This is a genomic window from Pseudomonas sp. LBUM1678, assembly GCF_059695575.1.
In genome coordinates this window covers 856,962-883,429 of record NZ_CP166775.1, presented here as the reverse complement: position 1 = coordinate 883,429, position 26,468 = coordinate 856,962, and the positions used below count along the sequence as shown (strand labels likewise).

The window sequence follows — 26,468 nt, the reverse complement described above, 5'->3', positions numbered from 1 at the left end:
CTAATGGCGCGCGCTTCGCATGATATTCACCGGCCTAACTTACTACATTACCTACGACTCTGGCAGGCGCCGTCTGTAACCCTTTGTGAAACACTTTCTACACAATATTCGCTAATGCTCACGGGGCGAAATACGAAAAACCTATCGACCCGCAAAAATACCTCGATTTACTCACTACGGCCCCGGTAGCCCCAAGCCAGCATGTATTGCTCGCGGGAACTGCCACGTGAAGAGTCCGGCTTGATCATCTGGACCTTGTCGAATTTCTGACGAGCGTCCTTCACGTAAGCATCAAACCCTTCGCCCTGAAACACCTTGATCACGAAATTACCACCCGGCTTGAGTATCCGAGCCGCCAGATCAAGAGCCAGCTCACATAGAAACATGGCTTTGGGCATATCCACCTCAGGCGTACCACTCATATTGGGGGCCATATCGGAAATCACAAGGTCCACCTGCGAATTACCCACGGCTTCAAGGATCTGAGCGAGCACTTCGTCCTGGGTGAAGTCACCCTGGATGAAGGTCACGTCCGGAATGCTGTCCATTTCCAGGATATCCGAGGCAATCAGACGCCCCTGACCACCGATCAGCCGACTAGTGACCTGCGACCAGCCGCCGGGCGCCGCACCCAGGTCGACAACGCTCATACCCGGACGGATCAGCTTGTATTTCTCCTGGACCTCCAGAAGCTTGTAACTCGCACGCGAGCGGTAACCATCCTTCTGCGCCTGCTTCACATAGGGATCATTGACATGTCTTTGCAGCCATTTAAGGCTTGTCTTGGAACGGGCCACGGGCCACCTCGAAAATAAAACGGGTCGTGATTAACTGGGCGGTCCCGGACTCGCTCGGGTAAACTGGCCGCCGCTTTTTACAAGATCAGACGCAGGGGTCAGATTATGCCGCTCACTCAAGAGCAGAAGAAACAGTACAAATCCATTGGCCACCATCTGAAACCGGTTTTGATCGTGGCTGACAACGGTTTGACTGAAGGTGTGTTAGCCGAACTTGAACGCGCTTTGGCGGATCACGAGCTGATCAAAATCAAGCTCAACATCCTCGATCGCGAATCGCGCCTGGCGTCCATTGCAGAACTGTGCAAGGTCGGTAAAGCGGACCTGGTTCAGGTCATCGGCAAGATGGCACTGATTTACCGCAAGAACTTCAGCGTCAACAAGCAGCTGTCGAACGTCCATCGCTTCAAGTGATGGCAAGGGTCAAGGGTGTGCTTCGCGCACCCTGCCACTCCATCCCGGCACCGGCTGCAACACCAGCACCAGCCCGGAAAAGCCCAGAACTAGATAGCTGAACACCTGCCAGCGCACTGCATCCGGCCAACCGACGCGCACCGCGAAAAACATCGCACACGCATACAGCGCCATCAGCAGCAGTTGCCCACGAATATCGCGCCATAGACTGGCAAGGCCCTCGGCCCGAATCAGCACCAAAGCCTGGAAAATCAAACACGCTGTGGCGAAACCCACCATCAGCGCATTCATCATGCCTGCAATTTCGTCGATCAGCAGCGGCGCCAGACCTATCTGGCCCAGCACCGGCAGCAGACCGATGTGTAACAGCCACAGACCGCCAACCCATAACATCTGGGTCAGCTGCCAAAGCATGGCGCCCGCACGGAGCGGGCGCCTTCTTTCAGATGTGGCGGACTTCGACAATCTCGTACTCGATAACGCCACTCGGCGTTTTCACAGCAACCACGTCTCCCTCTTCCTTGGCAATCAAGGCGCGGGCCAGTGGTGAACCGACCGAAATCTTGCCGAGTTTGAAGTCAGCCTCATCCTCACCCACGATGTGGTAAGTGACGCTTTCATCAGTCTCGACGTTGGCGATTTCAACGGTGGTGCCGAAAATCACTTTGCCGGTATGAGGAATGGACGTGACGTCGATGATGACCTGATTCTGAATCCGGCCTTCGATGTCACGAATCCGCGCCTCGACCATCCCCTGCTGCTCGCGGGCAGCGTGGTATTCGGCGTTTTCCTTCAAGTCACCCAACTCGCGGGCCGTCCCGATGTCCTGGCTGAGCTTCGGACGGACGACCTTGGTCAGGTGAGCGTGTTCTTCTTCCAGGGCTTTCGCGCCCTGGACGGTCATTGGGTACTTGATCATGCCTTCAATCCTGCGTGTAGATCCTGCAAGCGGCGCACGGTCTTCTCGGGACCGAACTTCAGCGCTTCGCAGATGGCTTCGCCAGCAGCAATGGTGGTGGTGCAGTAGATCTTGTGCTGCAAGGCATTACGACGAATGGAGTACGAGTCAGCGATCGACTGACGACCTTCGGTGGTGTTGATGATCAGGGTGACTTCGTCATTCTTGATCATGTCGACCACGTGCGGACGACCCTCGGTCACCTTGTTCACACGACGCACTTTCAGGCCTGCGGCTTCGATCAGCTTGGCAGTACCGGCAGTGGCGACCACTTCGAAACCCAAGTTGATCAGATCACGGGCCACGCCTGCAACCAGTGGTTTGTCGTCGTCACGCACGCTGATGAACGCGGTGCCGCCAGTTGGCAGCACTTCGCTGGCACCCATCTGGGCCTTGGCGAATGCTTCGCCGAAGGTGTCGCCCACGCCCATCACTTCACCGGTGGACTTCATCTCAGGGCCCAGGATCGGGTCCACGCCAGGGAACTTGGCGAATGGGAACACCGCCTCTTTCACGCTGTAGAAGTTCGGAATGATTTCTTTGGTGAAGCCGATTTCTTTCAGGGTTTTACCCGCCATGACGCGAGCCGCGATCATTGCCAGGGAAACACCGATGCACTTGGACACGAACGGTACGGTACGGGAAGCGCGCGGGTTGACTTCGATGACGTAGATGTCTTCGCCTTGCAGCGCCAACTGAACGTTCATCAGGCCGACAACGCCCAGTTCCAGGGCCATTTTCTTGACCTGTTCGCGCATCTCGTCCTGGATGTGGGCCGGCAGCGAGTATGGCGGCAGGGAGCACGCGGAGTCACCGGAGTGAACGCCAGCCTGCTCGATGTGCTGCATGATCGCGCCGATCACCACGTCGGTGCCGTCGCAGACCGCATCCACGTCCATTTCGATGGCGCAGTTGAGGAAGTGGTCGAGCAGCACCGGGCTGTCGTTGGACACTTTCACCGCGTCACGCAGGTAGCGCTTGAGTTCTTCTTCTTCGTAGACGATTTCCATCGCCCGGCCGCCCAACACGTAGGACGGACGCACCACCAGCGGGTAACCGATCTTGCTGGCAGCACGAATCGCTTCGTCTTCGCTGCGCACCGTGGCGTTTGGCGGCTGACGCAGGTTCAGGCGCTCAACCATTTGCTGGAAGCGCTCACGGTCTTCGGCACGGTCGATGGCGTCAGGGCTGGTGCCGATGATCGGCACGCCGGCTTCTTCCAGGGCACGCGCCAGTTTCAGCGGAGTCTGGCCGCCGTACTGGACGATCACGCCTTTAGGCTTCTCGACCCGGCAGATTTCCAGCACGTCCTCCAGGGTCACTGGCTCGAAGTACAGACGATCAGAGGTGTCGTAGTCGGTGGATACGGTTTCCGGGTTGCAGTTGACCATGATGGTCTCGTAACCGTCTTCGCGCAGCGCCAATGCCGCGTGTACGCAGCAGTAGTCGAACTCGATGCCTTGGCCAATACGGTTAGGACCGCCGCCGAGGATCATGATCTTGTCGCGGCCCGACGGGGCGGCTTCGCACTCTTCCTCGTAAGTTGAGTACATGTAGGCGGTGTCGGTGGCGAACTCGGCCGCGCAGGTGTCAACACGCTTGTAGACCGGGTAAACCTCGAGCTTGTGACGGTGGCGACGCAAGCTTTTCTCGGTCACGCCCAGCAGCTTGGCCAGACGCATGTCGGAGAAGCCTTTGCGCTTGAGCTTGAACATCAAGTCGCGGTCGATACTGGCCAGACCCAGGGTCTTGACCTTCTCTTCTTCCTTGATCAGATCTTCGATCTGCACCAGGAACCACGGGTCGATCATGTTCATGCCGAAGATGTCTTCGACCGACAGGCCGGCACGGAAAGCGTCAGCCACGTACCAGATACGCTCGGCGCCCGGCACGGTCAGTTCGCGCTTGAGCACGCTCATGCTTTCCGGGTTGCTCAGGTCGAGCTTCTCGTCCAGACCGCAAACGCCTACTTCCAGACCGCGAAGGGCTTTCTGCAAGGACTCCTGGAAGGTCCGGCCGATGGCCATGACTTCACCGACCGACTTCATCTGAGTGGTCAGGCGTGCGTCGGCTTTCGGAAATTTCTCGAAAGCGAAGCGTGGCAACTTGGTGACAACGTAGTCGATCGACGGCTCGAAGGATGCTGGAGTAGCGCCGCCGGTGATTTCGTTCTGCAGTTCGTCCAGGGTGTAGCCGATCGCCAGCTTGGCAGCGATACGCGCAATCGGGAAACCAGTGGCTTTCGAGGCCAGTGCCGAAGAGCGGGACACACGTGGGTTCATCTCGATCACGACCATACGGCCAGTGTCCGGGCAGATGCCAAACTGAACGTTGGAGCCACCGGTTTCCACGCCGATCTCACGCAGTACCGCCAACGAGGCGTTACGCATGATCTGGTATTCCTTGTCCGTCAGGGTTTGTGCCGGAGCAACGGTGATCGAGTCACCGGTGTGCACGCCCATCGGGTCAAAGTTTTCGATGGAGCAGACGATGATGCAGTTGTCCTTCTTATCGCGGACAACCTCCATCTCATATTCTTTCCAGCCGATCAGGGATTCATCGATCAGCAGTTCTTTGGTCGGCGACAGGTCGAGGCCGCGAGCGCAGATTTCTTCGAACTCTTCACGGTTGTATGCGATACCGCCACCGGTGCCGCCCATGGTGAAGGACGGACGGATGATGCACGGGAAGCCAAGCTTCTCGAGGACCACGTTGGCCTCTTCCATGCTGTGGGCGATACCCGAACGCGGGCAGTCCAGACCGATGGACTTCATTGCCTTGTCGAAGCGCGAACGGTCTTCTGCCTTATCGATGGTGTCAGCGTTGGCGCCGATCATCTCTACGCCGAACTTCTCCAGAACGCCTTCGCGCTCCAGGTCCAGGGCGCAGTTCAGAGCGGTCTGGCCGCCCATGGTCGGCAGCAGCGCGTCCGGACGCTCTTTCTCGATGATCTTGGCAACGGTCTGCCACTTGATCGGCTCGATGTAGGTGGCGTCGGCCATGTCCGGGTCGGTCATGATGGTCGCTGGGTTGGAGTTCACCAGGATGACGCGGTAACCCTCCTCGCGCAGGGCTTTGCAGGCCTGGGCGCCGGAGTAGTCGAATTCGCAGGCCTGGCCGATCACGATCGGGCCAGCGCCAAGAATCAGGATGCTTTTAATGTCTGTACGTTTTGGCATGGGTTTGTCACTCAAATCCGCAGGTCAGTCGGCAAGCCGTCTCGTTCAATCTTTGAAGCCTTGAGGGGGGCCGCCGGTTTTCGGGACCGCCCCTCAAGCTTTGCAACATCAAGGCGAGCGATTAGCGTCGCTTGGCCATTTCGTTGATGAAGCGATCGAACAATGGCGCTACGTCGTTCGGGCCAGGGCTGGCTTCAGGGTGACCCTGGAAGCTGAAGGCGCTCTTGTCGGTACGCTCGATGCCTTGCAGGGTGCCGTCGAACAGCGATTTGTGGATCGCGCGAACGTTGGCTGGCAAGGTCGCATCGTCTACCGCAAAACCGTGGTTCTGGCTGGTGATCATCACAACGCCGGTGTCCAGATCCTGGACCGGGTGGTTGGCACCGTGGTGGCCGTGACCCATTTTCAGGGTCTTGGCGCCGGAGGCCAGGGCCAGCAGCTGGTGACCGAGGCAGATACCGAATACCGGAATCTCGGTTTCCAACACGTCTTTGATCGCCTGGATCGCGTAGTCGCAAGGCTCCGGGTCACCAGGGCCGTTGGACAGGAACACACCGTCCGGCTTCATCGCCAGAACGTCAGCGGCTGGCGTTTGAGCTGGCACCACAGTCACGCGGCAACCGCGCTCGACCAGCATGCGCAGGATGTTCAGCTTGACGCCGTAGTCGTAGGCAACTACGTGGTACGGCAGTTCGGAGGCTTCGATGGTCGCGTGGCTGTCGGTTTTCAGGTCCCAGACAGTCGAGCGCCACTCGTACTTCTCTTTGGTGCTGACGACTTTTGCCAGGTCCATGCCTTTGAGGCCAGGGAAACCCTGGGCAGCAGCGATGGCGGCTTCTTCGGAAATATTGTCACCGGCCATGATGCAGCCGTTCTGCGCGCCTTTCTCACGCAGGATGCGCGTCAGGCGGCGAGTGTCGATACCGGCGATTGCCACAACGTTGTTGGCTTTCAGGTAGTCGGACAGGGACATCGTGTTACGCCAGTTGCTCGCAACCAGTGGCAGGTCACGGATGACCAGGCCAGCGGACCATACGCGGTCAGACTCGGCGTCTTCCGGCGTGGTGCCGGTGTTGCCGATGTGCGGGTAAGTCAGGGTAACGATCTGTTGGGCGTAGGAAGGATCGGTAAGGATTTCCTGATAGCCGGTCATGGCGGTATTGAACACCACCTCACCAACGGTTTGACCGTCGGCTCCAATTGCTTCGCCGCGAAAAATGCTGCCATCAGCAAGGGCGAGTATGGCTGGCTTAGTCAAGAAGACCTCCCGTAAATAAAGCCTGAAAGGGCGATCGCAGGTGTAAAAAAGCGGAGTGACGTATGGACACGTCACCCCGCTCATTCACTGAATTATTCTGCGCGCTTTTAGTGAACACACTAAAGCTGTAGCTTACAGAAAAAGGCATTTTTGGTCTACCGCCAATGAGCCTTAAAGGCCGGAGAATGCGACAGGACGTCGCTTGGCGGAGTAAAACCGGGCTCAAACGCTGGGTTTGAACCCGATTTCGGGCACGTCTTAACGCAGGTCGAGCACGTCTTGCATGTCGTAAAGACCAGGCTCGCGACCGTCCAGCCACAAAGCGGCACGCACTGCGCCCTTGGCAAAGGTCATGCGACTGGACGCTTTGTGTGTGATCTCGACACGCTCACCATCGGCGGCGAACAGCACGGTGTGATCACCCACGATGTCACCGGCACGCACAGTGGCGAAGCCGATTGTTTCCCGAGCGCGAGCGCCGGTTTGGCCTTCACGACCGTACACCGCCACTTTCTTCAGATCACGCCCCAGCGCATCGGCAATTACTTCACCCATGCGCACGGCAGTACCCGACGGCGCATCGACTTTATGCCGATGGTGGGCTTCAGTGATTTCGATATCGACATCATCACCCAACACGCGAGCAGCGGTGTCGAGCAGCTTCAGGCACAGGTTGACGCCGACACTGAAATTAGCCGCAAAGACAATCGGAATGTCCTTGCCCGCTTCCGCCAGCAACTGCTTCTCTTCAACACTGAAACCGGTGGTGCCGATAATCATCGCCTTGTGATGCTTGCGGCAGAACGCGAGGTTTTTCAGGGTCACCGTCGGGTGCGTGAAGTCGATCAGCACGTCGAACTCGTCAACCACGCGATCCAGATCACCCGACAGCGGCACACCGATACGACCCAGCGCAGCCAACTCACCAGCATCCGCACCGACCAGCGAGCTGTCCGGACGATCAATGGCAGCCGTCAGACCCGCGCCCGGCTGCTGCTGCACGGCTTCGATCAGGGTTTTACCCATGCGCCCGGCGGCGCCCATCACTGCAATACGTCGCATGCCTGTCTCCTTACAAATCGCCGAAGAAGCGCTTCACGCCTTCGAACCAACCGGTGGTTTTCGGCGAATGGCTGTTGTCGTCCGCCAGGGAACTGCGGAACTCCTCCAGCAATTCGCGCTGACGACGACCCAGGTTGACCGGGGTTTCGACCGCCACACGGCACATCAAATCACCAGCACCACCGCCACGCACGGGCGCAACGCCTTTGCCGCGAACACGGAACTGCTTGCCGGTCTGAGTCCCCTCAGGGATTTTCAGTTTGACTCGACCATCAAGGGTCGGAATCTCCAGCTCGCCGCCCAGCGCCGCATCAACAAAGCTGATTGGCACTTCGCAGAACAAATGCTTGCCGTCACGCTGGAAGATTGCGTGCTCGCGCACATTGATTACCACGTACAGGTCGCCCGTCGGACCACCCTGCGCACCCGCCTCGCCCTCGCCAGACAGACGAATGCGATCACCGGTATCAACACCGGCCGGCACTTTCACCGAGAGGGTTTTGTACTCTTCGACACGGCCTTCGCCGTTGCAGGAGTTGCACGGGTCGGAAATGATCTTGCCCTGGCCATGGCAGCGCGGGCAGGTCTGCTGAACAGAGAAGAAGCCCTGCTGCATGCGCACCTGGCCAATACCGCCACATGTAGGGCAGGTCACCGGCGAGGAGCCTTTCTTGGCACCCGAGCCGTCGCACGGCTTGCAGTTGACCAGTGTCGGAACGCGGATATTCACGGTCGTGCCGCGCACCGCTTCTTCCAGGTTCAGCTCAAGGGTGTAACGCAAGTCGCTGCCGCGCTGAGCGCCGCCACGGGAACCGCCGCGACCGCCACCGAAGAAGTCACTGAAAACATCACCAAAGATGTCGGAGAAGTTCTGACCGCCAAAACCGGCACCGCCGCCGCCCATGCTCGGGTCGACACCGGCATGACCGTACTGGTCGTACGCCGCGCGCTTGCTGGAATCGGACAGCACTTCGTAGGCCTCGTTGGCCTCCTTGAACATCTCTTCCGACGCTTTGTCATCGGGATTACGGTCCGGGTGGTGCTTCATCGCCAGGCGACGGTAGGCCTTTTTCAGGTCTGCTTCGCTTGAGCCACGCTCAACACCCAATACTTCGTAATAGTCACGCTTTGCCATAAGTCTTTGCACTCTTAAGGACGTTCGGCAAACCTCTCCTGAGCCTCGCCAAACTCGTTGAGCCCCAATACAGGCCCGGACCCAACTCACGTCAATTCAACGATCCTGGTCTTTGATTCATTCGGTACTTTCGGCTCGAAAAGCAGGAGCATTCCCGGCCATACCATCAGCACCCTGGAGCGACCTGTATGGCTGGTTTGTTAATCAATTTCGGCGCCCGAAGCCCATATCCTGCGTTGCTGCTCCTTGCCATAGCGAGCTATGACGCGTCGCAGCGCCTTGGCTATGGACTTCAGGCATCCGAACTTGATTTAACAAAACAGCCACACAGCCCGCCTTGTCGCATGCTGTAAAAATTCGCTAACTCCAGACACGCCAACGCGGGAGCAAGCTCCCGCGCGGCGACATCCTACCAGTCACCGCCTGAAGGCAGTCAACCGGGCGACCAACAACTTACTTGTGGTCTTTGACTTCTTCGAACTCGGCATCGACAACGTCATCAGCCTTTTCAGCCTTGTCGTCCTGCGGTGCCGCGCCTTCAGCAGGCTGAGCCTGTTCGGCGTACATCTTCTGCGCCACTGGAGCGGAGACTTTCGACAGCTCTTCAACCTTGGCTTCGATTGCAGCCTTGTCGTCGCCTTTGACAGCGGCTTCCAGGGCAACAACAGCGGCTTCGATTGCAGTCTTCTCTTCAGCAGTCACTTTATCGCCAGCATCAGCGACCATTTTGCGCGTCGAGTGAACCAGTGCATCACCCTGGTTACGGGCCGCTGCCAGCTCTGCGAACTTGCTATCTTCCTCGGCGTTGGCTTCAGCATCGCGAATCATCTGCTGAATCTCTTCCTCGGACAGACCGGAGTTGGCCTTGATCACGATCGACTGAGTCTTGCCGGTGGCCTTGTCTTTGGCGCCGACGTGCAGGATGCCGTTGGCGTCGATGTCGAAGGTCACTTCAATTTGTGGCACGCCACGTGGTGCTGGTGGAATCTCGGCCAGGTCGAACTTGCCCAGGGACTTGTTCTGAGCGGCTTGCTTACGCTCGCCTTGCAGCACGTGAATGGTCACGGCGCCCTGGTTGTCGTCGGCAGTCGAGAACACTTGCGATTTCTTGGTAGGAATCGTGGTGTTTTTCTCGATCAGCGCGGTCATCACGCCACCCATGGTTTCGATACCCAGGGTCAGCGGGCTGACGTCGAGCAGCAGAACGTCTTTCACGTCACCGGCCAATACGGCGCCCTGAATAGCAGCACCCATGGCAACGGCTTCGTCCGGGTTCACGTCTTTACGGGCTTCTTTACCGAAGAACTCGGTCACCAGCTTCTGAACCAGTGGCATACGGGTCTGACCGCCGACCAGGATCACGTCGTTGATGGCGCCAACGTCGATGCCGGAGTCTTTCAGAGCGATGCGGCAAGGTTCGATGGTGCGTTGAACCAGGTCTTCTACCAGCGCTTCAAGCTTGGCGCGGGAGATTTTCACGTTCAAGTGCTTGGGACCGGTGGCGTCTGCAGTGATGTACGGCAGGTTAACGTCGGTCGACATGCTCGAGGACAGTTCGATCTTGGCTTTTTCAGCGGCTTCTTTCAGGCGCTGCATGGCCAGCGGGTCACCCTTGAGGTTCATGCCGCTTTCTTTCTTGAATTCGTCGACGAGGTAGTCGATCAGACGAATGTCAAAGTCTTCACCGCCCAGGAACGTGTCACCGTTGGTGGCCAACACTTCGAACTGGTGCTCGCCATCGACTTCAGCGATTTCGATTACGGAGACGTCGAAAGTACCGCCGCCCAAGTCGTAAACGATCACGGTGTGATCGCCCTTCGCCTTGTCCATACCGTAAGCCAGCGCGGCTGCGGTTGGTTCGTTGATGATGCGTTTTACGTCCAGACCCGCGATACGGCCGGCGTCTTTGGTGGCTTGACGCTGACTGTCGTTGAAGTAGGCCGGAACGGTGATCACCGCTTCAGTCACTGGCTCGCCGAGGTAGTCTTCGGCGGTCTTCTTCATTTTCTTCAGAATTTCAGCCGAGATCTGTGGCGGCGACATTTTCTGGCCGTTCACTTCTACCCACGCATCGCCGTTGTCAGCCTTGGCGATTTTGTAAGGCACCATCTTGATGTCTTTCTGTACGACTTCTTCGTCGAACTTACGACCGATCAGACGCTTCACCGCGTACAGGGTGTTATGCGGATTGGTCACAGCCTGACGCTTGGCCGATTGGCCAACCAGGATTTCGCCATCGTTGGCGTAAGCGATGATCGACGGCGTGGTCCGCGCGCCTTCAGCGTTTTCAATAACTTTGGCTTTGCCGTTTTCCATGACGGAGACGCAGGAGTTGGTAGTCCCCAGGTCGATACCGATAATTTTGCCCATGTTCACTCTCCCGAAACTTTGGATTTGGTTGCCGCAGCAGTGGTGGCTAACTGCGGTAGCACTTAAACGCTTGACTTATAAATGGGGGCCTTGCGGCCAATTTCAAGCCTGCTCGTCAATAGAAGGCGAAACTGGCGCCGGGGCCTTGCTGACCACGACCATGGCCGGGCGCAGCAGGCGACCGTTGAGCTGGTAGCCCTTCTGGAACACCTTGAGCACGCTGTTCGGCTCAACGTCGGCGCTTTCCTGCATGGCCATCGCCTGATGAAGAACAGCGTTGAACGGTTCGCCATGCGGATCGATTGCTTCCAGCTGATAACGCTTCAGGGTGTCCTGGAACATTTTCAGGGTCAGCTCGATGCCTTCGCGCATTGGGCGGATGCTTTCGTCATCCGGGTTGGATAACTCCAGACCACGCTCCAGGCTGTCGATGATCGGCAACAAATCGCCAGCAAATTTTTCCAGGGCGAATTTGTGAGCTTTTTCCACATCCTGCTCGGCGCGACGGCGGACGTTCTGCAGATCAGCCGCTACACGCAAAGCCTGATCATGAGCGCCAGCCAATTGCTCTTCGAGCACTTGTACACGCGCCGCCAGTTCATTACCCGAATCCTGGGCAGCCTGATCGGCGTCTAGATTTTGCGTATCCACTGTCTGTTCGTCAGCCATAGAATTCTCCTTTCAATAACGTCCGCGAGCTCAACTCGCGCTTCTGTCCCGGTATATGGGGCCGCAAAAATCAGCTTCAAGGGGTGGGTTGCGATTAACCCTACAAAAAACGCTGCATTGCGATGACTCCACGGACTAAGCATTTCGTCAGACCGAGTAAATCGAGCTAAGCAAGGGCATTGTCAGCCGCAAATAAAACACTGTATAAATAACCAGACCTAAAGCCTGGGAGCGGCCTTTATGCTGGTGCACCTGTCCGTACATAACTACGCCATCGTTGAACATCTCGATCTCGAGCTCGATCGCGGGATGAGCGTGATAACCGGGGAAACCGGCGCCGGCAAGTCGATCATGCTCGACGCCCTCGGCCTGACCCTGGGCGATCGCGCCGACAGCGGCGTGGTTCGCCCCGGCGCCGACAAGGCCGATATCCTGGCAACCTTCGACCTGGTCGACATCCCGGAAGCCAGCACCTGGCTGGCAGAGCGCGACCTGGAGAGCGATGGCCCGTGCATCCTGCGCCGGGTCATCACCGCAGAAGGACGCTCGCGCGGCTATATAAACGGTACGCCCTGCCCGCTCGGCGATCTCAAAGCCCTCGGCGAACTGCTGATCGATATCCACAGCCAGCACGAACACCAATCCCTGCTGAAGACCGACACTCACCGCCGCCTGCTCGATGAATACGCCGGCGCCACCGACCTTGCCCGGCAGGTACAACTGGCCGCCCAACGCTGGCGCCAGACTCGCCAGGAGCTGGAGCGCCTCTCCAACTCCGGCGACGAACAACGCGCTCGGCATCAGTTGCTCAGCTATCAACTCGAAGAGCTGGAAAATCTCGGCCTCGGGGAAAACGAGTTGGAGCAGCTGGAGCAGGAACACAAGAACCTCACCAACGCCGAAACCCTGCTGGGCATCTGCCGGCAAGTGGTCGAGCAATGCAGCGAAAGTGATTCCGGGAATGTCCTGAACGCTCTCACCGCCAGCCTTAACCGTCTTTCGAGCGTCAATAACTCGATCGGCGCACTGGGTGAAGCCAGCAGCCTGCTGACCAGTGCCCAGATACAGGTTGAAGAGGCTGTGGGCGAACTGAACCGCTTCCTCGATAACTTCGACGCCGATCCGGCGCGCCTTCAGTATCTGGAAGAGCGCCTGGATGCGATCTACACCATGGCGCGCAAGCACCGCATTCAGCCGACCGAGGTTGCAGAGATGCAGCAACGCCTACTGGATGAAATCGAGACCCTGAACGCCAACGACGAGTCCATCGAGCGACTGAGCGATGAGCTGGCGTCTTATGCCCGTCATTATCAGGAGAAGGCTCGCGAACTGAGCGATTTGCGTCATCAGGCATCGAACAGCCTGGCCAGTGCCGTAGAGCAGGAAATTCAGCGACTGGGCATGCCCGGCGGGCGCTTCACCATTGAATTACGCCCTAACAGCAGTGATGAGCTGCTGCCCAATGGGCTTGAGCAGGTCGAACTGCTCGTAAGCGCCAACCCTGGGCAACCATTAAAAGCCTTGGCCAAAGTGGCCTCGGGTGGCGAGCTGTCACGGATCAGCCTGGCTATTCAGGTGATCACCGCGCAGACCTCGCGCGTACCGACGCTGGTATTCGATGAAGTGGACGTGGGTATCGGCGGCCCGACTGCCGAGATCGTGGGCCAGTTATTACGTCGACTCGGGGAACGTGGCCAGGTTCTGACGGTGACTCACTTGCCGCAAGTGGCTGCGCAGGGTCATCAACATCTATTTGTGCACAAGGTGCGCGGCGAAGAGGCGACTCACACCGCTGTTTCCAAGCTGAGCAAGAATGATCGCATCGAAGAAGTGGCGCGGATGCTTGGCGGCATTGACCTGACCAAGGAATCCCTGGCTCACGCGAAAAAAATGGTCGTCACCGCCAAAATTTAAGAACGGCAGAAAGCACGAAGGCGACCCTGGGGTCGCCTTCGCTCGTTTCGCGAATGTGAAATTCGCGCGACATGCTTACTTTTTCTTGCGTACGTACAGCACCAGATTGTGATCCACCATCTCGAAGCCGTACTTGTCGACGATGGCTTTCTGCAGGCGCTCGATTTCTTCGTCGAAGAATTCGATCACTTCGCTGGTTTCGACGTTGACCATGTGGTCGTGATGCTTGCCGTCATCCAGCTCGAAGACCGCATGGCCTCCGTCGAAGTTGTGCCGCACAACAAGGCCAGCTGCCTCGAACTGAGTCAGTACACGGTAAACCGTGGCCAGACCGACGTCCTCACCAGCCTCCATCAGTGCCTTGTAAACATCCTCGGCACTCATGTGGCGTTGCTCGGCGGAATCGAGCATTTGCAGAATTTTGACCCGTGGCAGGGTCACTTTGAGACCGGCTTTGCGTAGTTCGCTATTTTCAACCATGGTCAGCTTTCTCGCGATGCTGCTTCGCAGCTTCTCTTAATGCGGGTATGATCGGCGTTTACGTTGTCCCAGCCAAGATAGTGGAAGTCGCCCACCGATGCAAAACACCAAGCTCTTGCTAACCAGTTTCACCTTTGTGGGACTGCTCGCACTCGCCGGTTGTTCATTCCCCGGGGTTTACAAAATCGACATCCAGCAGGGCAATGTCGTCACGCAGGACATGATAAACCAGTTACGCCCGGGAATGACCCGTAAGCAAGTACGGTTTATCATGGGCAACCCCCTGCTGACCGACACGTTCCATGCCGATCGCTGGGATTATCTGTACAGCCTGCAACCGGGTGGCGGTGAACGCCAACAGGAACGCATTAGCGTTATCTTCAACCCAAATGACCAGCTTGTCAGCCTCTCTGGTGATTTCATGCCAGGCGTGAGCCGCGACGAAGCCATTCTCGGTAAGGAAAGTGGCACTAACGTGACCGCGCCAGCCGAAAACGCCGAGAAGCCGAAACCGGAAAAACCGGTCAAGCCAGGTTCGTTGCTGGACCAGATCCAGAAGGACGTAGACGGTGTAGAAACCGTTCCGGTCCCGACGCCAGAACCGCTGGACACCTCGCCGCAATAATTTGCGACGCAATAAAAAACCCGGCATGTCCGGGTTTTTTATTGCCTGGCGTTTGGACGGCTCACTGATTCCGGGCTTTAGCCTCGGCAGCCTTGGCGGCGCGCAGCCGACGAACTTCTTTCGGATCCGCCAGCAATGGCCGGTATATCTCGATGCGATCACCCGCCTGAACAGGACGATTGCCCGCATCAGCGATCGCTTTACCGAAAATCCCCACCGGGCAATCGGCCAGATCCAGCTCCGCAAAGGCCTCGCCAACGCCCGACTTCAGCAAAGCTGCCCGCACGGTCGTTCCTGCTGGTACCGTCACCGAGAGAAGCACCTGACGATCAACGGCGGCGTAGACCACCTCGACGTCAATCATCGACTCAACCATGCATTTGTTTGGCGCGCTGGCAAAAGGCGTCCACCAGGGTATTCGCGGCCTGATTGAACAACGGCCCCAAGGTCGCGCGGACAATCGGCCCGGCATAATCGAACGACAGGTCAAGACTGATCTTGCAGGCCTTTTCTCCCAGCGACTTGAACGTCCAGACGCCATGCAACTGATTGAATGGCCCCTCTTCAAGGTTCATCTCGATCAATTGCCCGGGCACCAGCGTGTTACGCGTTACGAAATGCTGGCTGAGACCGCCTTTGGCCACGCCTACGCTCGCGCGCATGTGCTCGGGTGTGCTTTCCAGCACTTCGGCGGTCGAACACCACGGCAGGAATTCCGGGTAACGCGCCACGTCGTTGACCAAGTCATAAAGCGCTTGCGCCGGGTACGGCAGCAGAGCCGAACGTTGAATGTGTGTCGTCATGTCAGCGTCACTTCCACAGCTGTGCGGCAAACACTACGAGAATGCCGATGGGCGCCACATAGCGCATCAAAAACAAGGACAGGGCGAACCACGCGGGGTTGCGGATCGACAACTCGTCGCGTACCGCTTCACGCCCCATCACCCAGCCCGCAAACACCACGAAACACAAACCACCGAGTGGCAACATGATCCGCGAAGTGAAGAAATCGATCACACCAAAGAAGTCCAGGCCACCGGCCGCACCCCATTGATAGAGATGGAACAGCCCGCCTTCGTTCACGAAAAATTTGGCTTCCTTCCAGATATTGAAGGAAAACACCGTGCCCAGACCGACAAACCAGCAGATAAATGCCAGCCAGAAAGTCACCCAGGCGCGGCTGACTTTCGTGCGCTCAACCAGGTAAGCCACCATCGGCTCAAGCAGGGAAATCGCCGAACTCCAGGCAGCCACCGCGACCAGTACGAAGAACACTACGCCCATCAACTGGCCGAACGCTACGTTGCCGAAGGCAAATGGCAGGCTGACGAACATCAGGCCCGGGCCTTCGCTCGGGTTCAGGCCGGCAGCGAAAACGATCGGAAACAATGCCAGACCAGCCACCAGCGAAACGAATGTGTCGAGCAGCGCCACGCCGACCACGGTGCCGGAGATCGACGAATGTTTGGGCATGTAAGCGCCGTAAATCATGATCGACCCAACGCCCACACTCAGGGAGAAAAAGGCGTGACCCATGGCAGGCAACAAGCCGTCGAGGACTTTTTCCGGGTGGAAGTCGAACATGAAATGCACGCCCTCCATGAAATGTCCGGTGGTCATGCTGTAGCCCAGCAGCACCAGGATCATCACAAAAAGAAGCGGCATCATGATCCGCAGGCTGCGTTCAAGCCCGGCAACCACGCCTTTGGCGATGACGACGGCAGACAGCAGCATGAATATCGTGTGCCAAAGTGTCAGGCGCCACGGATCGGCGATCACGTTGCCAAAATACGCGCCAACCTGATCAGGCGTTGCACCCTGGAAGTCGCCACGGCCCATGTCGATGATGTAATCCAGCGACCAGCCGCCGACCACACTATAGAAAGACAGGATCAGCAATGCCGTGATCATCCCGGCGAATGCGCCCCAGGACCACTTGCCCGAATGCCCCGCCTCCACCGCCAGCACCTTCAATGCGTTGGCCGGGCTCTGCCGCGCGCGGCGGCCGATCAGGGTTTCGGCCAGCATGACCGGCACACCGATCAGCGCGATACAGGCCAGGAACATCAGCACGAAGGCGCCGCCGCCGTATACGCCGACCATGTACGGGAATTTCCAGATACTACCCAGGCCCACGGCCGAACCGGTCGCGGCGAGTATGAAGACCCAGCGGCTAGCCCAACTGCCGTGGACAGAAACCTTGTCTGTCGACATCGTTATCACGCCCAAGCGTTCAAAAAAGAGGGCGCATTGTCCGGGATTCAATCAACCTGCTCAAGCACGTAGCGATACCGTAGCCGACTCGCGTGCAACTCCCTATAATGCCGCCCCTATGGCTAAACAGAAGAAACACCCTACAGGGACCATCGCGCAAAATAAAAAGGCGCGACACGATTACTTCATCGAACATCGGTTCGAGGCTGGTCTGGTCCTGGCCGGCTGGGAAGTAAAAAGTCTGCGGGCAAGCAAGCTGCAACTGGTTGACAGTTACGTGCTGCTCAAGGATGGCGAAGCCTGGCTGCTCGGCAGCCACATCACGCCGCTGATGACCGCCAGCACCCACGTCATCGCCGATCCGACCCGCACCCGTAAATTGCTGCTCAACCGCCGCGAGCTGGAAAAACTCGCCGCCGCCGTGCAGCAAAAAGGTTACGCCTGCGTGTGCCTGTCCTGGTACTGGAGCAAGCACATGGTCAAGTGCGAGATCGCGCTGGGCAAGGGCAAGAAGGAATACGACAAGCGTGATACCGAGCGCGAGCGCGATGCCGGTCGCGAGTTGCAGCGTGCGGTGCGCAATAAGGGCAAGGAAGAATAATTCTTTGCCTGATCGCGATCACTGTGGCGAGGGAGCTTGCTCCCGTTCGGCTGCGCAGCAGTCGTCATGACGGCGGCGAAAAGCGAGGGCCGCTGCGCGCCCCAGCGGGAGCAAGCTCCCTCGCCACAGGTCATCAGTCACCTGACTACATCCCCTTGCGCCGCTCCGCCCGGGCCATGCGCTGTACTTCCTGACGCACCTCTTCCAGCACTTCCTGAACATACAAGATGTGTCGACTGGAGACTTCCCGCGCCTGCTCGGCCCTTCCCTCGATAATCGCCATGTACAACTCCCGGTGCTGCGTGATCAGCATGTCGCGGGTTTCCGTGCGCTGTTTGTACATGCCGCCAATGTTGGTCACCACGTTACGCTTGAGCAGATCGAACAGCCCACGAATGGTGTGCAGCAGCACGGCGTTATGACTGGCTTCAGCAATCGCCAAATGAAATTTCGCGTCCGCCGCGCCCTCTTCCGCCCGGCTCACTTCGTCATGACGCGTATAGCAGTCCTGTAACTCATTGAAGGCTGCCGTCAGACGCTCGCGATCGACATCCGTGGCGCGCAGTGCCGCGTAATAGGCACAGGACGCTTCCAGCGTATGGCGAAATTCCAGCAGATCGCGCTGGGCTTCGGGGTTACTTTCCAGCAGATGCAACAGCGGATCGCTGAAAGTCGATCCCAGCGATTCCACCACATAATTGCCGCCCCCCTGGCGACTGACCAGCAAGCCCTTGGCGGCCAGTTTCTGGATTGCCTCGCGCAACGAAGGGCGTGACACGCCGAACTGCTCGGCCAACGCGCGTTCGGCCGGCAAGCGCTCGCCAGACTTCAACGTGCCTTCGAGGATCATGCCCTCGAGCTGCTCGACAATATCGTCAGACAAACGGCGCTGACGAATCTGATCAAACCCCATAACTCAATTCTCCACGGTCCCGACGGCTCGCCGGGCTCTCTATTCTGGCCTATCGGCGCTGTGCCAGCACCTACCAGACGGCATTTGTTAAAGCGGATCAAGCACGCGCCACAGCGCTTATTCGACAAAAGTTTTAGGGCGACAAATTGACACATCGCCTACAACGCTTTTACCCTAGCCAACAGCGATTGTAAATTGGTATTACCAATTATCCAAGAACGCTGACCAGTGCCTGACCAACAACAATTAGGGGCCACCCCATATGCAAACCTGGCAACAGCTCTATACCCCGCTCGGCAGCCTCGGCGTCTCCGCGCTCGCGGCCGTTATCCCCATCGTGTTTTTCTTCCTGGCGTTGGCGGTGTTCCGCCTCAAGGGCCATGTGGCCGGCAGCATCACGCTTGCGCTGTCGATTGCCGTGGCAATCTTTGCCTTTCAGATGCCGGTCGATATGGCCTTCGCCGCGGCAGGCTATGGCTTCGCCTACGGGCTGTGGCCGATTGCGTGGATCATCGTCGCGGCCGTATTCCTCTACAAACTGACGGTCAAGAGTGGTCAGTTCGAGGTGATCCGCAGCTCGGTGTTGTCGATCACCGACGACCAGCGTTTGCAGGTTCTGTTGATCGGTTTCTGCTTCGGTGCATTCCTGGAAGGTGCCGCCGGCTTCGGCGCGCCGGTAGCGATTACCGCCGCGTTGCTGGTAGGACTGGGCTTCAACCCGCTGTACGCCGCTGGCCTGTGTTTGATCGCCAACACCGCGCCAGTAGCCTTCGGTGCCTTGGGCATTCCGATCATCGTAGCCGGGCAAGTGACCGGCATCGACGCGTTCAAGATCGGCGCCATGACCGGTCGCCAACTGCCGCTGCTGTCGCTGTTCGTGCCGTTCTGGCTGGTGTTCATGATGGACGGCCTGCGCGGCGTTCGGGAGACCTGGCCTGCTGCGTTGGTGGCCGGTTTGAGCTTTGCCATCACCCAATACTTCACGTCGAACTTCATCGGCCCAGAGTTGCCGGACATCACCTCGGCCCTGGCCAGCCTGATCTCCCTGACGCTGTTCCTGAAGGTCTGGCAGCCGAAACGCGCCGCCGGCCAACACATCGCCGGCGCCGTCTCTGCGTCCGTGGTGTCCGCCAGCGCCGGTGGTTTCGGCCAGCCGCGCACCAGCGTGGCCTCACCTTACAGCCTGTTCGAAATCGTCAAAGCCTGGTCGCCGTTCCTGATCCTCACCGTGCTGGTCACTATCTGGACCCTGAAACCGTTCAAGGCCATGTTCGCCGCCGGCGGTTCGATGTACAGCTGGGTGTTCAACTTTGCAATCCCGCACCTGGATCAAATGGTGATCAAGGTCGCACCGATCGTGACCGCGCCGACCGCCATCCCGGCGGTGTTCAAGCTCGACCCGATTTCCGCGACCGGCACGGCGATTTTCTTCTCCGCGCTGATCTCGATGCTGGTGCTGAAAATCAACTTCAAAACTGGTCTGACCACTTTGAAAGAGACCTTCTACGAGCTGCGTTGGCCGATTCTGTCCATCGGCATGGTCTTGGCATTCGCTTTCGTCACCAACTACTCGGGTATGTCTTCGACCATGGCGCTGGTATTGGCAGGCACCGGTGCGGCATTCCCGTTCTTCTCGCCATTCCTCGGCTGGCTGGGCGTGTTCCTGACCGGCTCCGATACGTCGTCCAACGCGTTGTTCAGTTCGTTGCAAGCGACCACCGCGCACCAGATCGGCGTGAGCGATGTGTTGCTGGTGGCGGCAAACACCAGCGGCGGCGTGACCGGCAAGATGATCTCGCCACAATCGATCGCCGTGGCCTGCGCCGCGACCGGTCTGGTGGGCAAGGAATCGGATCTGTTCCGCTTCACCCTCAAGCACAGCCTGTTCTTCGCAACGATCGTCGGCCTGATTACCTACATCCAGGCCTATTGGCTCACCGGCATGCTGGTGCACTAAGTCCTACACGCTAAAACGCAAAAACCGACGCCGGTCCACGATTCCGGCGTCAGCTATTCACTACCCGGTCTGTAAGGCTGCTGAAAGCTTCCCTCTCTATATTCAGCAGCCTCAGCGGGCGGGTAACCGGCCGAGAGACACGCCTGATGAGCGAGCTTTTTTACAACGCCGTGCCGAACGCGACCCGTGTCGCCCCGCCACTGCCCGAGCCTCGGCAATACCCCAGCGAGAAACCGTCACGGGTTTACCTGTTCGGGACCTGCGTGGTGGATTTGTTCTACCCCGAAGCCGGGATGGACGCGATCCACTTGCTGGAGCGCGAAGGCATTCGTGTCGAGTACCCGCAAGGGCAAAGCTGCTGCGGACAACCGGCCTACACCTCGGGTTACACCGAACAGGCAAGGACCGTGGCGCGCTCGCAACTGGCGTTGTTCGCCGGGGATTATCCGGTGGTGGTGCCATCAGGTTCTTGTGCCGGGATGTTGCGCGAGCACTATGCCGACTTGTTCAAGGACGAGCCGCACACGCTGAAACAGGTTCAGGCGCTGGCCGCCCGGACTTATGAACTGGCCGAATTCCTGCTGTTTGTCTGCAAGGTGCAACTCAAGGACAGCGGCGCGCCTGTAAAAGTGGCGCTGCACACCTCGTGTTCAGCGCGCCGTGAGATGAACACCCACCTGCACGGTCGCGAGTTGTTGTCGCAACTGAGCAACGTGGAACGAGTCGACCACAGCCACGAAAGTGAATGCTGTGGCTTCGGTGGGACTTTCAGCGTCCGTATGCCAGACATTTCCGGCGCGATGGTGGCTGACAAAACCCGGTCGTTGAAGGAATCCGGCGCGCACCAGGTACTGAGTGCCGATTGCGGTTGCCTGATGAACATCAACGGCTCGCTGGAGAAACAGAAGGAAGCTCTACGTGGCCAACACTTGGCCAGTTTCCTTTGGCAGCGAACCGGAGGTGTTCTATGAACGCTTCCGCGATTATTCCCACGGTTGCCGTGGAAGAAGACTTTCGCACCCGGGCTCACAAGGCATTGGGTGACAAGCAGCTGCGAAACAACTTTCGCACTGCGATGGATTCTCTGATGACAAAACGGGCAGCGTCCTTCAGCGATGCCCATGAAAGAGAACATTTGCGAGTGCTGGGCAATGCAGTCCGCGCCCGTGCGTTATCCAAGTTGCCCGACCTGCTCGAGCAGCTTGAACAGAACCTGACCCGCAACGGTGTGACAGTGCACTGGGCGGAAACGGTGGACGAGGCCAATGGCATCGTCCTCTCGATCATCCGCGCTCACGAGGGGCGGCAAGTGATCAAGGGCAAATCGATGGTCAGCGAAGAGATGGAGATGAATCACTTCCTCGCTGAACAGGGCATTGAATGTCTGGAATCGGACATGGGCGAGTACATCGTCCAGCTCGACCACGAGAAGCCTTCACACATTATTATGCCGGCGATCCACAAGAATGCCGGTCAGGTCGCGTCCTTGTTCCACGACAAACTTGGCGTGGAGTACACCAAGGACGTTGACCAACTCATTCAGATCGGTCGCAAAGTCTTGCGACAGAAATTCTTCGAAGCGGACATCGGCGTCTCCGGCGTCAACTTCGCCGTGGCCGAAACCGGCACCCTGCTGCTGGTGGAAAACGAAGGCAACGGGCGCATGACCACCACGGTGCCGCCGGTACACATTGCCGTCACCGGTATCGAAAAAGTCGTGGAAAACCTGCGCGACGTGGTGCCGCTCTTATCGTTGCTGACGCGTTCGGCCCTTGGTCAGCCGATCACCACCTACGTCAACATGATCTCCGGCCCGCGCAAGGAACACGAACTCGACGGCCCGCAAGAAGTGCACTTGGTCCTGCTAGACAACGGTCGCAGCCAGGCCTTCGCCGACAGCGAATTGCGCCAGACCCTGAACTGCATTCGCTGCGGCGCCTGTATGAATCATTGCCCGGTCTACACCCGAATCGGCGGCCACGCCTATGGGGAGGTTTACCCTGGGCCTATCGGAAAAATCATCACCCCGCACATGGTCAGCCTGGCAAACGTCCCGGACCATCCGAGTGCGTCGTCATTGTGTGGCGCTTGCGGTGAAGTCTGCCCGGTAAAAATTCCTATCCCGGCACTGCTGCGTCGCCTGCGGGAAGAGAACGTCAAAGCCCCGGACAGCCCGCATCAAGTCATGCGCGGCCAGGGCAGCAAATACTCGCGTAAAGAACGTTTTATCTGGAACGCCTGGGCTAGGCTCAACAGTTCGCCGACGCTCTATCGTATGTTCGGCTTTTTCGCCACACGGCTGCGCGCCCTGGCACCGAGTAATGTAGGCCCGTGGACGCAAAACCATAGCGCACCGAAACCCGCTTCCCGCTCACTGCATGACATGGCCCGCGAGCATCTGGCCAAACAGGGAGATCGTTGATGAGCGCCAAGCAAAACATCCTTGCCAAGTTACGGAAAAGTCTGACCGGCACCACGCCCGTGTCCGACGAATTCGACGTTGAACTGGTGACAGCGCCTTACACCTACACCGCCGAGCAACGCATCCCGCAACTGCGCAAACTGATGGAAGCGGTGCACACCGAAATTCATCTGACGTCCGGCGAGGGTTGGCCTTCATTGCTAGCTCAGTTGTTGCGGGATCGTCAGTTGCCCAGCCTGTTGATCGCGCCGACTACGCCTCACGGGCAACGCGTCTCGCAGCACTGGACGAATAATCCTGATCTGCCGACACTCAAGTCCTACGACCGCCCGGTTGAAGAATGGAAAGCCGAGCTGTTCAACGACACCCCGGCCAGCCTGACCACCACCCTCGGGGCAATCGCTGCCACGGGGAGCCTGATTCTCTGGCCGACGCGGGAAGAACCGCGCCTGATGAGCCTGGTGCCGCCGGTGCATTTCGCCCTGCTCAAGGCCAGTGAAATCCGCGACAACTTCTATCAGGTACAGCAGGAATTCGAATGGGCCCAGGGCATGCCGACCAACGCTTTGCTGGTCTCGGGCCCGTCGAAAACCGCTGACATCGAGCAAGTCCTGGCCTATGGCGCGCACGGTCCGAAAGACCTGGTGGTTTTGATTCTGGAGGACCAATGAGTCTACCGGCGGCTTTCCTGCGAGATGCGCAGCAACTGATTCCCCAAGAGCGACGTTTCGACGACCCGCTGTCGACATTGGCCTTCGGCACCGACGCCAGTTTCTATCGGCTGATTCCGAAACTGGTGATCCGTGTCGAGTCTGAGGATGAAGTGGTCGCGCTGCTCAAACTGGCGCAACGGGATCAAGTCCCGGTGACCTTTCGCGCTGCCGGCACCAGCCTGTCTGGCCAAGCCATCAGCGATTCGGTGCTGATCGTGCTTGGGGATAACTGGAACGGTCGCGAGATCCGCGGCCAAGGCACACAAATCCGCCTGCAACCGGGCGTGATCGGCGCGCAGGCCAACGCCTGGCTGGCGCCGTTCGGGCGCAAGATCGGCCCGGACCCGGCCTCGATCAACGCCTGCAAAATCGGCGGCATCGTCGCCAACAACGCCAGTGGCATGTGCTGCGGCACGGCGCAGAACACCTACCACACGCTGGCCGGAATACGTCTGGTGCTGGCCGACGGCAGCCGTCTCGATACTGAAGACGCGGCGAGCGTTGCGGCATTTCGCCAGACTCATGCTTCATTGCTTGAGCGTCTGGCGACATTGGGCCGCGAGACCCGCGCCAATGCCGAACTGGCTGCAAGAATCCGCCACAAATACCGTCTGAAAAATACCACCGGCCTGTCGCTCAATGCGCTGGTGGATTTCGACGAGCCTGTGGATATCTTGAGCCATTTGCTGGTGGGTTCCGAAGGCACACTCGGCTTCATCAGCGCGGTGACCTACGACACGGTGATCGACCACCCGAACAAAGCCTCGGCGCTGATCGTGTTCCCGGATGTGGAAACCTGCTGCAACGCGGTCACCGTGCTGAAAAGCCAACCGGTGTCGGCCGTGGAACTCCTGGACCGTCGCAGCCTGCGTTCGGTGCAGGACAAACCCGGCATGCCGGCTTTCGTACAACAGCTGTCGAACAATGCCTGCGCGCTGCTGATTGAATCCCGCGCCGCATCGTCCACTTTGCTACAGGAGCAACTGGCGCACATCATGGCGTCGTTGACATCGTTCCCCGTGGAAAAACAAGTCGACTTCACCGAAGACCCGGTGGAAAACGCTCGGCTCTGGGCGATCCGCAAGGACACCTTCCCCGCCGTCGGCGCGGTGCGCAAAACCGGCACCACGGTGATCATCGAAGACGTGACCTTCCCAGTGGAGCAACTGGCCATCGGTGTGAACCGGCTGATCGAGCTGTTCGACAAACATCACTACGACGAAGCGATCCTTTTCGGACACGCGCTGGAAGGCAATCTGCACTTCGTCTTCACCCAAGGCTTCAACAACCCGGAAGAAGTCGCACGCTACCAAGCGTTCATGGACGACGTGGCGCAGCTGGTGGCGGTGGAATTCGGCGGTTCGCTGAAGGCGGAACACGGCACCGGCCGCAACATGGCGCCTTTCGTGGAGCTGGAATGGGGCAGCGATGCCTATCAGCTGATGTGGCAGCTTAAACGGCTGCTCGATCCCAATGGCATTCTCAACCCGGACGTGGTGCTCAGCGAAGATCCGCAGATCCACCTCAAGCACCTGAAACCGCTGCCGGCCGCCGACGAGATTGTGGATAAGTGCATCGAGTGCGGTTTCTGCGAACCGGTATGTCCGTCGAAAGGCCTGACCCTGAGCCCGCGCCAGCGCATCGTGATCTGGCGGGATATCCAGGCGAAGAAACGCGCAGGCGTCGACACATCGGAACTTGAAGCCGCCTACGAATACCAGGGCATCGACACCTGCGCCGCTACAGGGTTGTGCGCGCAGCGTTGCCCTGTAGGCATCAATACCGGCGAGCTGGTGAAAAAGCTTCGCGGTCGCAAGGCGACGCACACGAAAACCGCCAACTGGCTTGAAGGAAATTTCGCCACTGCATTGCAAGGCGCGCGCTTCACCCTGCATGTGGCCAACGGCGCGCGGATGCTGCTGGGCGCACCGCGTCTGGCGAAGCTGTCGGCGACGCTTACCAAGTTGTCCAAAGGCCAGGTCCCGCAATGGACCAACGCCATGCCGCAGCCGGAAAAAGCCATTCGCTTCAGCCCGGTCGTATCGGATGAGCGCCCTCGCGTGGTCTATCTCGCGGCGTGCGTTTCGCGGGTCATGGGCCCGGCGGCGGGTGATAAAGAGCAGATGTCTCTGTACGACAAAACCCGTGGGCTACTGGAAAAAGCCGGTTACCAGGTAGTCTTTCCGGACAACCAGGACAGCCTCTGCTGTGGTCAGCCGTTTGCTTCCAAGGGTTACTCCGAACAGGCCGAACACAAACGCCAGGAGCTGATCGGCGCATTGCTGCACGCCAGTCGCGGCGGGCTCGATCCGATCTATTGCGACACCAGTCCGTGCACTCTGCGGCTGGTTCAGGATTTGGGCGAAGTTCGACTGGACCTGTACGACCCGGTGCGATTCATCCGTACGCATTTGATGGATCGTCTCGATTTCACACCGCAGGAAGCGCCGATCGCAGTGCATGTCACCTGCAGCACCCAACACCTTGGCGAGAGCCAGGCGCTGATCGATCTGGCGCGCAAATGCAGCAACAACGTGGTCATTCCGGAGGGCATTCACTGCTGCGGATTTGCCGGTGACAAGGGCTTCACCACGCCGGAACTGAACGCACATTCGTTACGCACGCTCAAGGATGCGGTGCAGCAGTGCTGCGAAGGGATTTCGACCAGTCGCACCTGTGAGATTGGCCTGACGCAACACGGCGGAATTGATTACCACGGACTGGTCTATTTGGTGGATCGGGTAACGCGGGCGAGGGTCATGCAAGAAAAATAGAACCCTGATGCGC

Annotated in this window: 23 protein-coding genes; 9 read left to right on the top strand and 14 right to left on the bottom strand. The window is 58.6% G+C overall.

Annotated elements, in window-relative coordinates:
* Positions 1-167 precede the first annotated feature (167 nt).
* The gene (gene rlmE, locus ACA070_RS03850) at positions 168-797 is read right to left on the bottom strand and encodes a 23S rRNA (uridine(2552)-2'-O)-methyltransferase RlmE (protein ID WP_008005470.1); all 630 of its coding nucleotides are present in this window, start codon (positions 795-797) and stop codon (positions 168-170) included.
* 105 nt (positions 798-902) lie between these two features.
* Between rlmE and ACA070_RS03845 the strand changes: the two genes are divergently transcribed.
* On the top strand, positions 903-1,211 hold the full coding sequence (locus ACA070_RS03845; RefSeq protein WP_007942889.1) for a YhbY family RNA-binding protein: 309 nt from the start codon (positions 903-905) through the stop codon (positions 1,209-1,211).
* A gap of 9 nt (positions 1,212-1,220) precedes the next feature.
* Here ACA070_RS03845 and ACA070_RS03840 read toward each other — a convergent pair whose 3' ends face one another.
* The 8 genes from ACA070_RS03840 to grpE form a co-directional block, all read right to left on the bottom strand.
* Positions 1,221-1,625 carry an MFS transporter gene (locus ACA070_RS03840; protein ID WP_497451908.1) on the bottom strand — a complete coding sequence of 135 codons (405 nt, stop codon included), beginning with the start codon at positions 1,623-1,625 and terminating at the stop codon, positions 1,221-1,223.
* Positions 1,626-1,653: 28 nt separating this feature from the next.
* Positions 1,654-2,130: a transcription elongation factor GreA gene (gene greA / locus ACA070_RS03835; protein ID WP_131060787.1), complete on the bottom strand. Its 477-nt coding sequence runs from the start codon at positions 2,128-2,130 to the stop codon at positions 1,654-1,656.
* Entirely contained in the window at positions 2,127-5,348 is a 3,222-nt protein-coding gene (carB, locus tag ACA070_RS03830; protein ID WP_497450102.1) for a carbamoyl-phosphate synthase large subunit, read from the bottom strand. The genes greA and carB overlap by 4 nt, the downstream gene beginning before the upstream one ends.
* A gap of 121 nt (positions 5,349-5,469) precedes the next feature.
* Positions 5,470-6,606, bottom strand: a complete 1,137-nt coding sequence (carA, locus tag ACA070_RS03825; RefSeq protein WP_461979398.1) for a glutamine-hydrolyzing carbamoyl-phosphate synthase small subunit — start codon at positions 6,604-6,606, stop codon at positions 5,470-5,472.
* A gap of 258 nt (positions 6,607-6,864) precedes the next feature.
* Complete coding sequence (dapB, locus tag ACA070_RS03820) at positions 6,865-7,668, bottom strand: 4-hydroxy-tetrahydrodipicolinate reductase (protein ID WP_109627907.1); 804 nt, start codon at positions 7,666-7,668, stop codon at positions 6,865-6,867.
* Positions 7,669-7,678: 10 nt separating this feature from the next.
* Positions 7,679-8,803 carry a molecular chaperone DnaJ gene (gene dnaJ / locus ACA070_RS03815; RefSeq protein ID WP_109627906.1) on the bottom strand — a complete coding sequence of 375 codons (1,125 nt, stop codon included), beginning with the start codon at positions 8,801-8,803 and terminating at the stop codon, positions 7,679-7,681.
* A 453-nt stretch (positions 8,804-9,256) separates the two neighbouring features.
* Entirely contained in the window at positions 9,257-11,173 is a 1,917-nt protein-coding gene (dnaK, locus tag ACA070_RS03810) for a molecular chaperone DnaK (protein WP_109627905.1), read from the bottom strand.
* 102 nt (positions 11,174-11,275) lie between these two features.
* Complete coding sequence (grpE, locus tag ACA070_RS03805; protein WP_497450101.1) at positions 11,276-11,842, bottom strand: nucleotide exchange factor GrpE; 567 nt, start codon at positions 11,840-11,842, stop codon at positions 11,276-11,278.
* A 240-nt stretch (positions 11,843-12,082) separates the two neighbouring features.
* On the opposite strand from grpE, the gene recN reads away from it, so the two are divergent.
* Positions 12,083-13,756, top strand: coding sequence for a DNA repair protein RecN (recN, locus tag ACA070_RS03800; protein ID WP_497450100.1), 1,674 nt, complete (start codon positions 12,083-12,085; stop codon positions 13,754-13,756).
* A gap of 75 nt (positions 13,757-13,831) precedes the next feature.
* On the opposite strand, the gene fur is transcribed toward recN, so the two are convergent.
* Positions 13,832-14,236, bottom strand: coding sequence for a ferric iron uptake transcriptional regulator (gene fur, locus ACA070_RS03795; protein ID WP_003197684.1), 405 nt, complete (start codon positions 14,234-14,236; stop codon positions 13,832-13,834).
* Positions 14,237-14,333: 97 nt separating this feature from the next.
* Here fur and ACA070_RS03790 point away from each other — a divergent pair, with 97 nt between their 5' ends.
* Positions 14,334-14,861, top strand: coding sequence for an outer membrane protein assembly factor BamE (locus ACA070_RS03790; protein ID WP_462025446.1), 528 nt, complete (start codon positions 14,334-14,336; stop codon positions 14,859-14,861).
* Between the two features lie 61 nt (positions 14,862-14,922).
* Here ACA070_RS03790 and ACA070_RS03785 read toward each other — a convergent pair whose 3' ends face one another.
* Genes ACA070_RS03785 through ACA070_RS03775 form a run of 3 tightly spaced genes read right to left on the bottom strand, consistent with a single transcriptional unit; the run spans position 14,923 to position 17,075 of the window.
* Entirely contained in the window at positions 14,923-15,237 is a 315-nt protein-coding gene (locus ACA070_RS03785; protein WP_497450099.1) for an RnfH family protein, read from the bottom strand.
* Positions 15,230-15,664, bottom strand: a complete 435-nt coding sequence (locus tag ACA070_RS03780; protein ID WP_497450098.1) for a type II toxin-antitoxin system RatA family toxin — start codon at positions 15,662-15,664, stop codon at positions 15,230-15,232. The genes ACA070_RS03785 and ACA070_RS03780 overlap by 8 nt, the downstream gene beginning before the upstream one ends.
* A gap of 7 nt (positions 15,665-15,671) precedes the next feature.
* Complete coding sequence (locus tag ACA070_RS03775; RefSeq protein ID WP_497450097.1) at positions 15,672-17,075, bottom strand: sodium-dependent transporter; 1,404 nt, start codon at positions 17,073-17,075, stop codon at positions 15,672-15,674.
* A gap of 118 nt (positions 17,076-17,193) precedes the next feature.
* Here ACA070_RS03775 and smpB point away from each other — a divergent pair, with 118 nt between their 5' ends.
* Complete coding sequence (smpB, locus tag ACA070_RS03770; protein WP_131060797.1) at positions 17,194-17,676, top strand: SsrA-binding protein SmpB; 483 nt, start codon at positions 17,194-17,196, stop codon at positions 17,674-17,676.
* 145 nt (positions 17,677-17,821) lie between these two features.
* On the opposite strand, the gene ACA070_RS03765 is transcribed toward smpB, so the two are convergent.
* Positions 17,822-18,589, bottom strand: a complete 768-nt coding sequence (locus ACA070_RS03765; protein WP_438657954.1) for a GntR family transcriptional regulator — start codon at positions 18,587-18,589, stop codon at positions 17,822-17,824.
* A 262-nt stretch (positions 18,590-18,851) separates the two neighbouring features.
* Here ACA070_RS03765 and ACA070_RS03760 point away from each other — a divergent pair, with 262 nt between their 5' ends.
* The 5 genes from ACA070_RS03760 to ACA070_RS03740 all read left to right on the top strand — a co-directional run bounded on the left by ACA070_RS03760 (position 18,852) and on the right by ACA070_RS03740 (position 26,455).
* The gene (locus ACA070_RS03760) at positions 18,852-20,546 is read left to right on the top strand and encodes a lactate permease LctP family transporter (RefSeq protein WP_497450096.1); all 1,695 of its coding nucleotides are present in this window, start codon (positions 18,852-18,854) and stop codon (positions 20,544-20,546) included.
* 146 nt (positions 20,547-20,692) lie between these two features.
* Positions 20,693-21,517 (top strand): (Fe-S)-binding protein, encoded by an 825-nt coding sequence (locus tag ACA070_RS03755; RefSeq protein WP_497450095.1) that lies wholly within the window; start codon positions 20,693-20,695, stop codon positions 21,515-21,517.
* Entirely contained in the window at positions 21,514-22,968 is a 1,455-nt protein-coding gene (locus ACA070_RS03750; protein WP_497450094.1) for a LutB/LldF family L-lactate oxidation iron-sulfur protein, read from the top strand. Before ACA070_RS03755 ends, ACA070_RS03750 begins: the two co-directional genes overlap by 4 nt.
* A complete protein-coding gene (locus ACA070_RS03745; protein WP_497450093.1) occupies positions 22,968-23,639 on the top strand; it encodes a LutC/YkgG family protein in 672 nt (223 codons plus the stop codon). The genes ACA070_RS03750 and ACA070_RS03745 overlap by 1 nt, the downstream gene beginning before the upstream one ends.
* A complete protein-coding gene (locus ACA070_RS03740) occupies positions 23,636-26,455 on the top strand; it encodes an FAD-binding and (Fe-S)-binding domain-containing protein (protein ID WP_497450092.1) in 2,820 nt (939 codons plus the stop codon). The genes ACA070_RS03745 and ACA070_RS03740 overlap by 4 nt, the downstream gene beginning before the upstream one ends.
* The last annotated feature ends 13 nt before the right edge of the window (positions 26,456-26,468 follow it).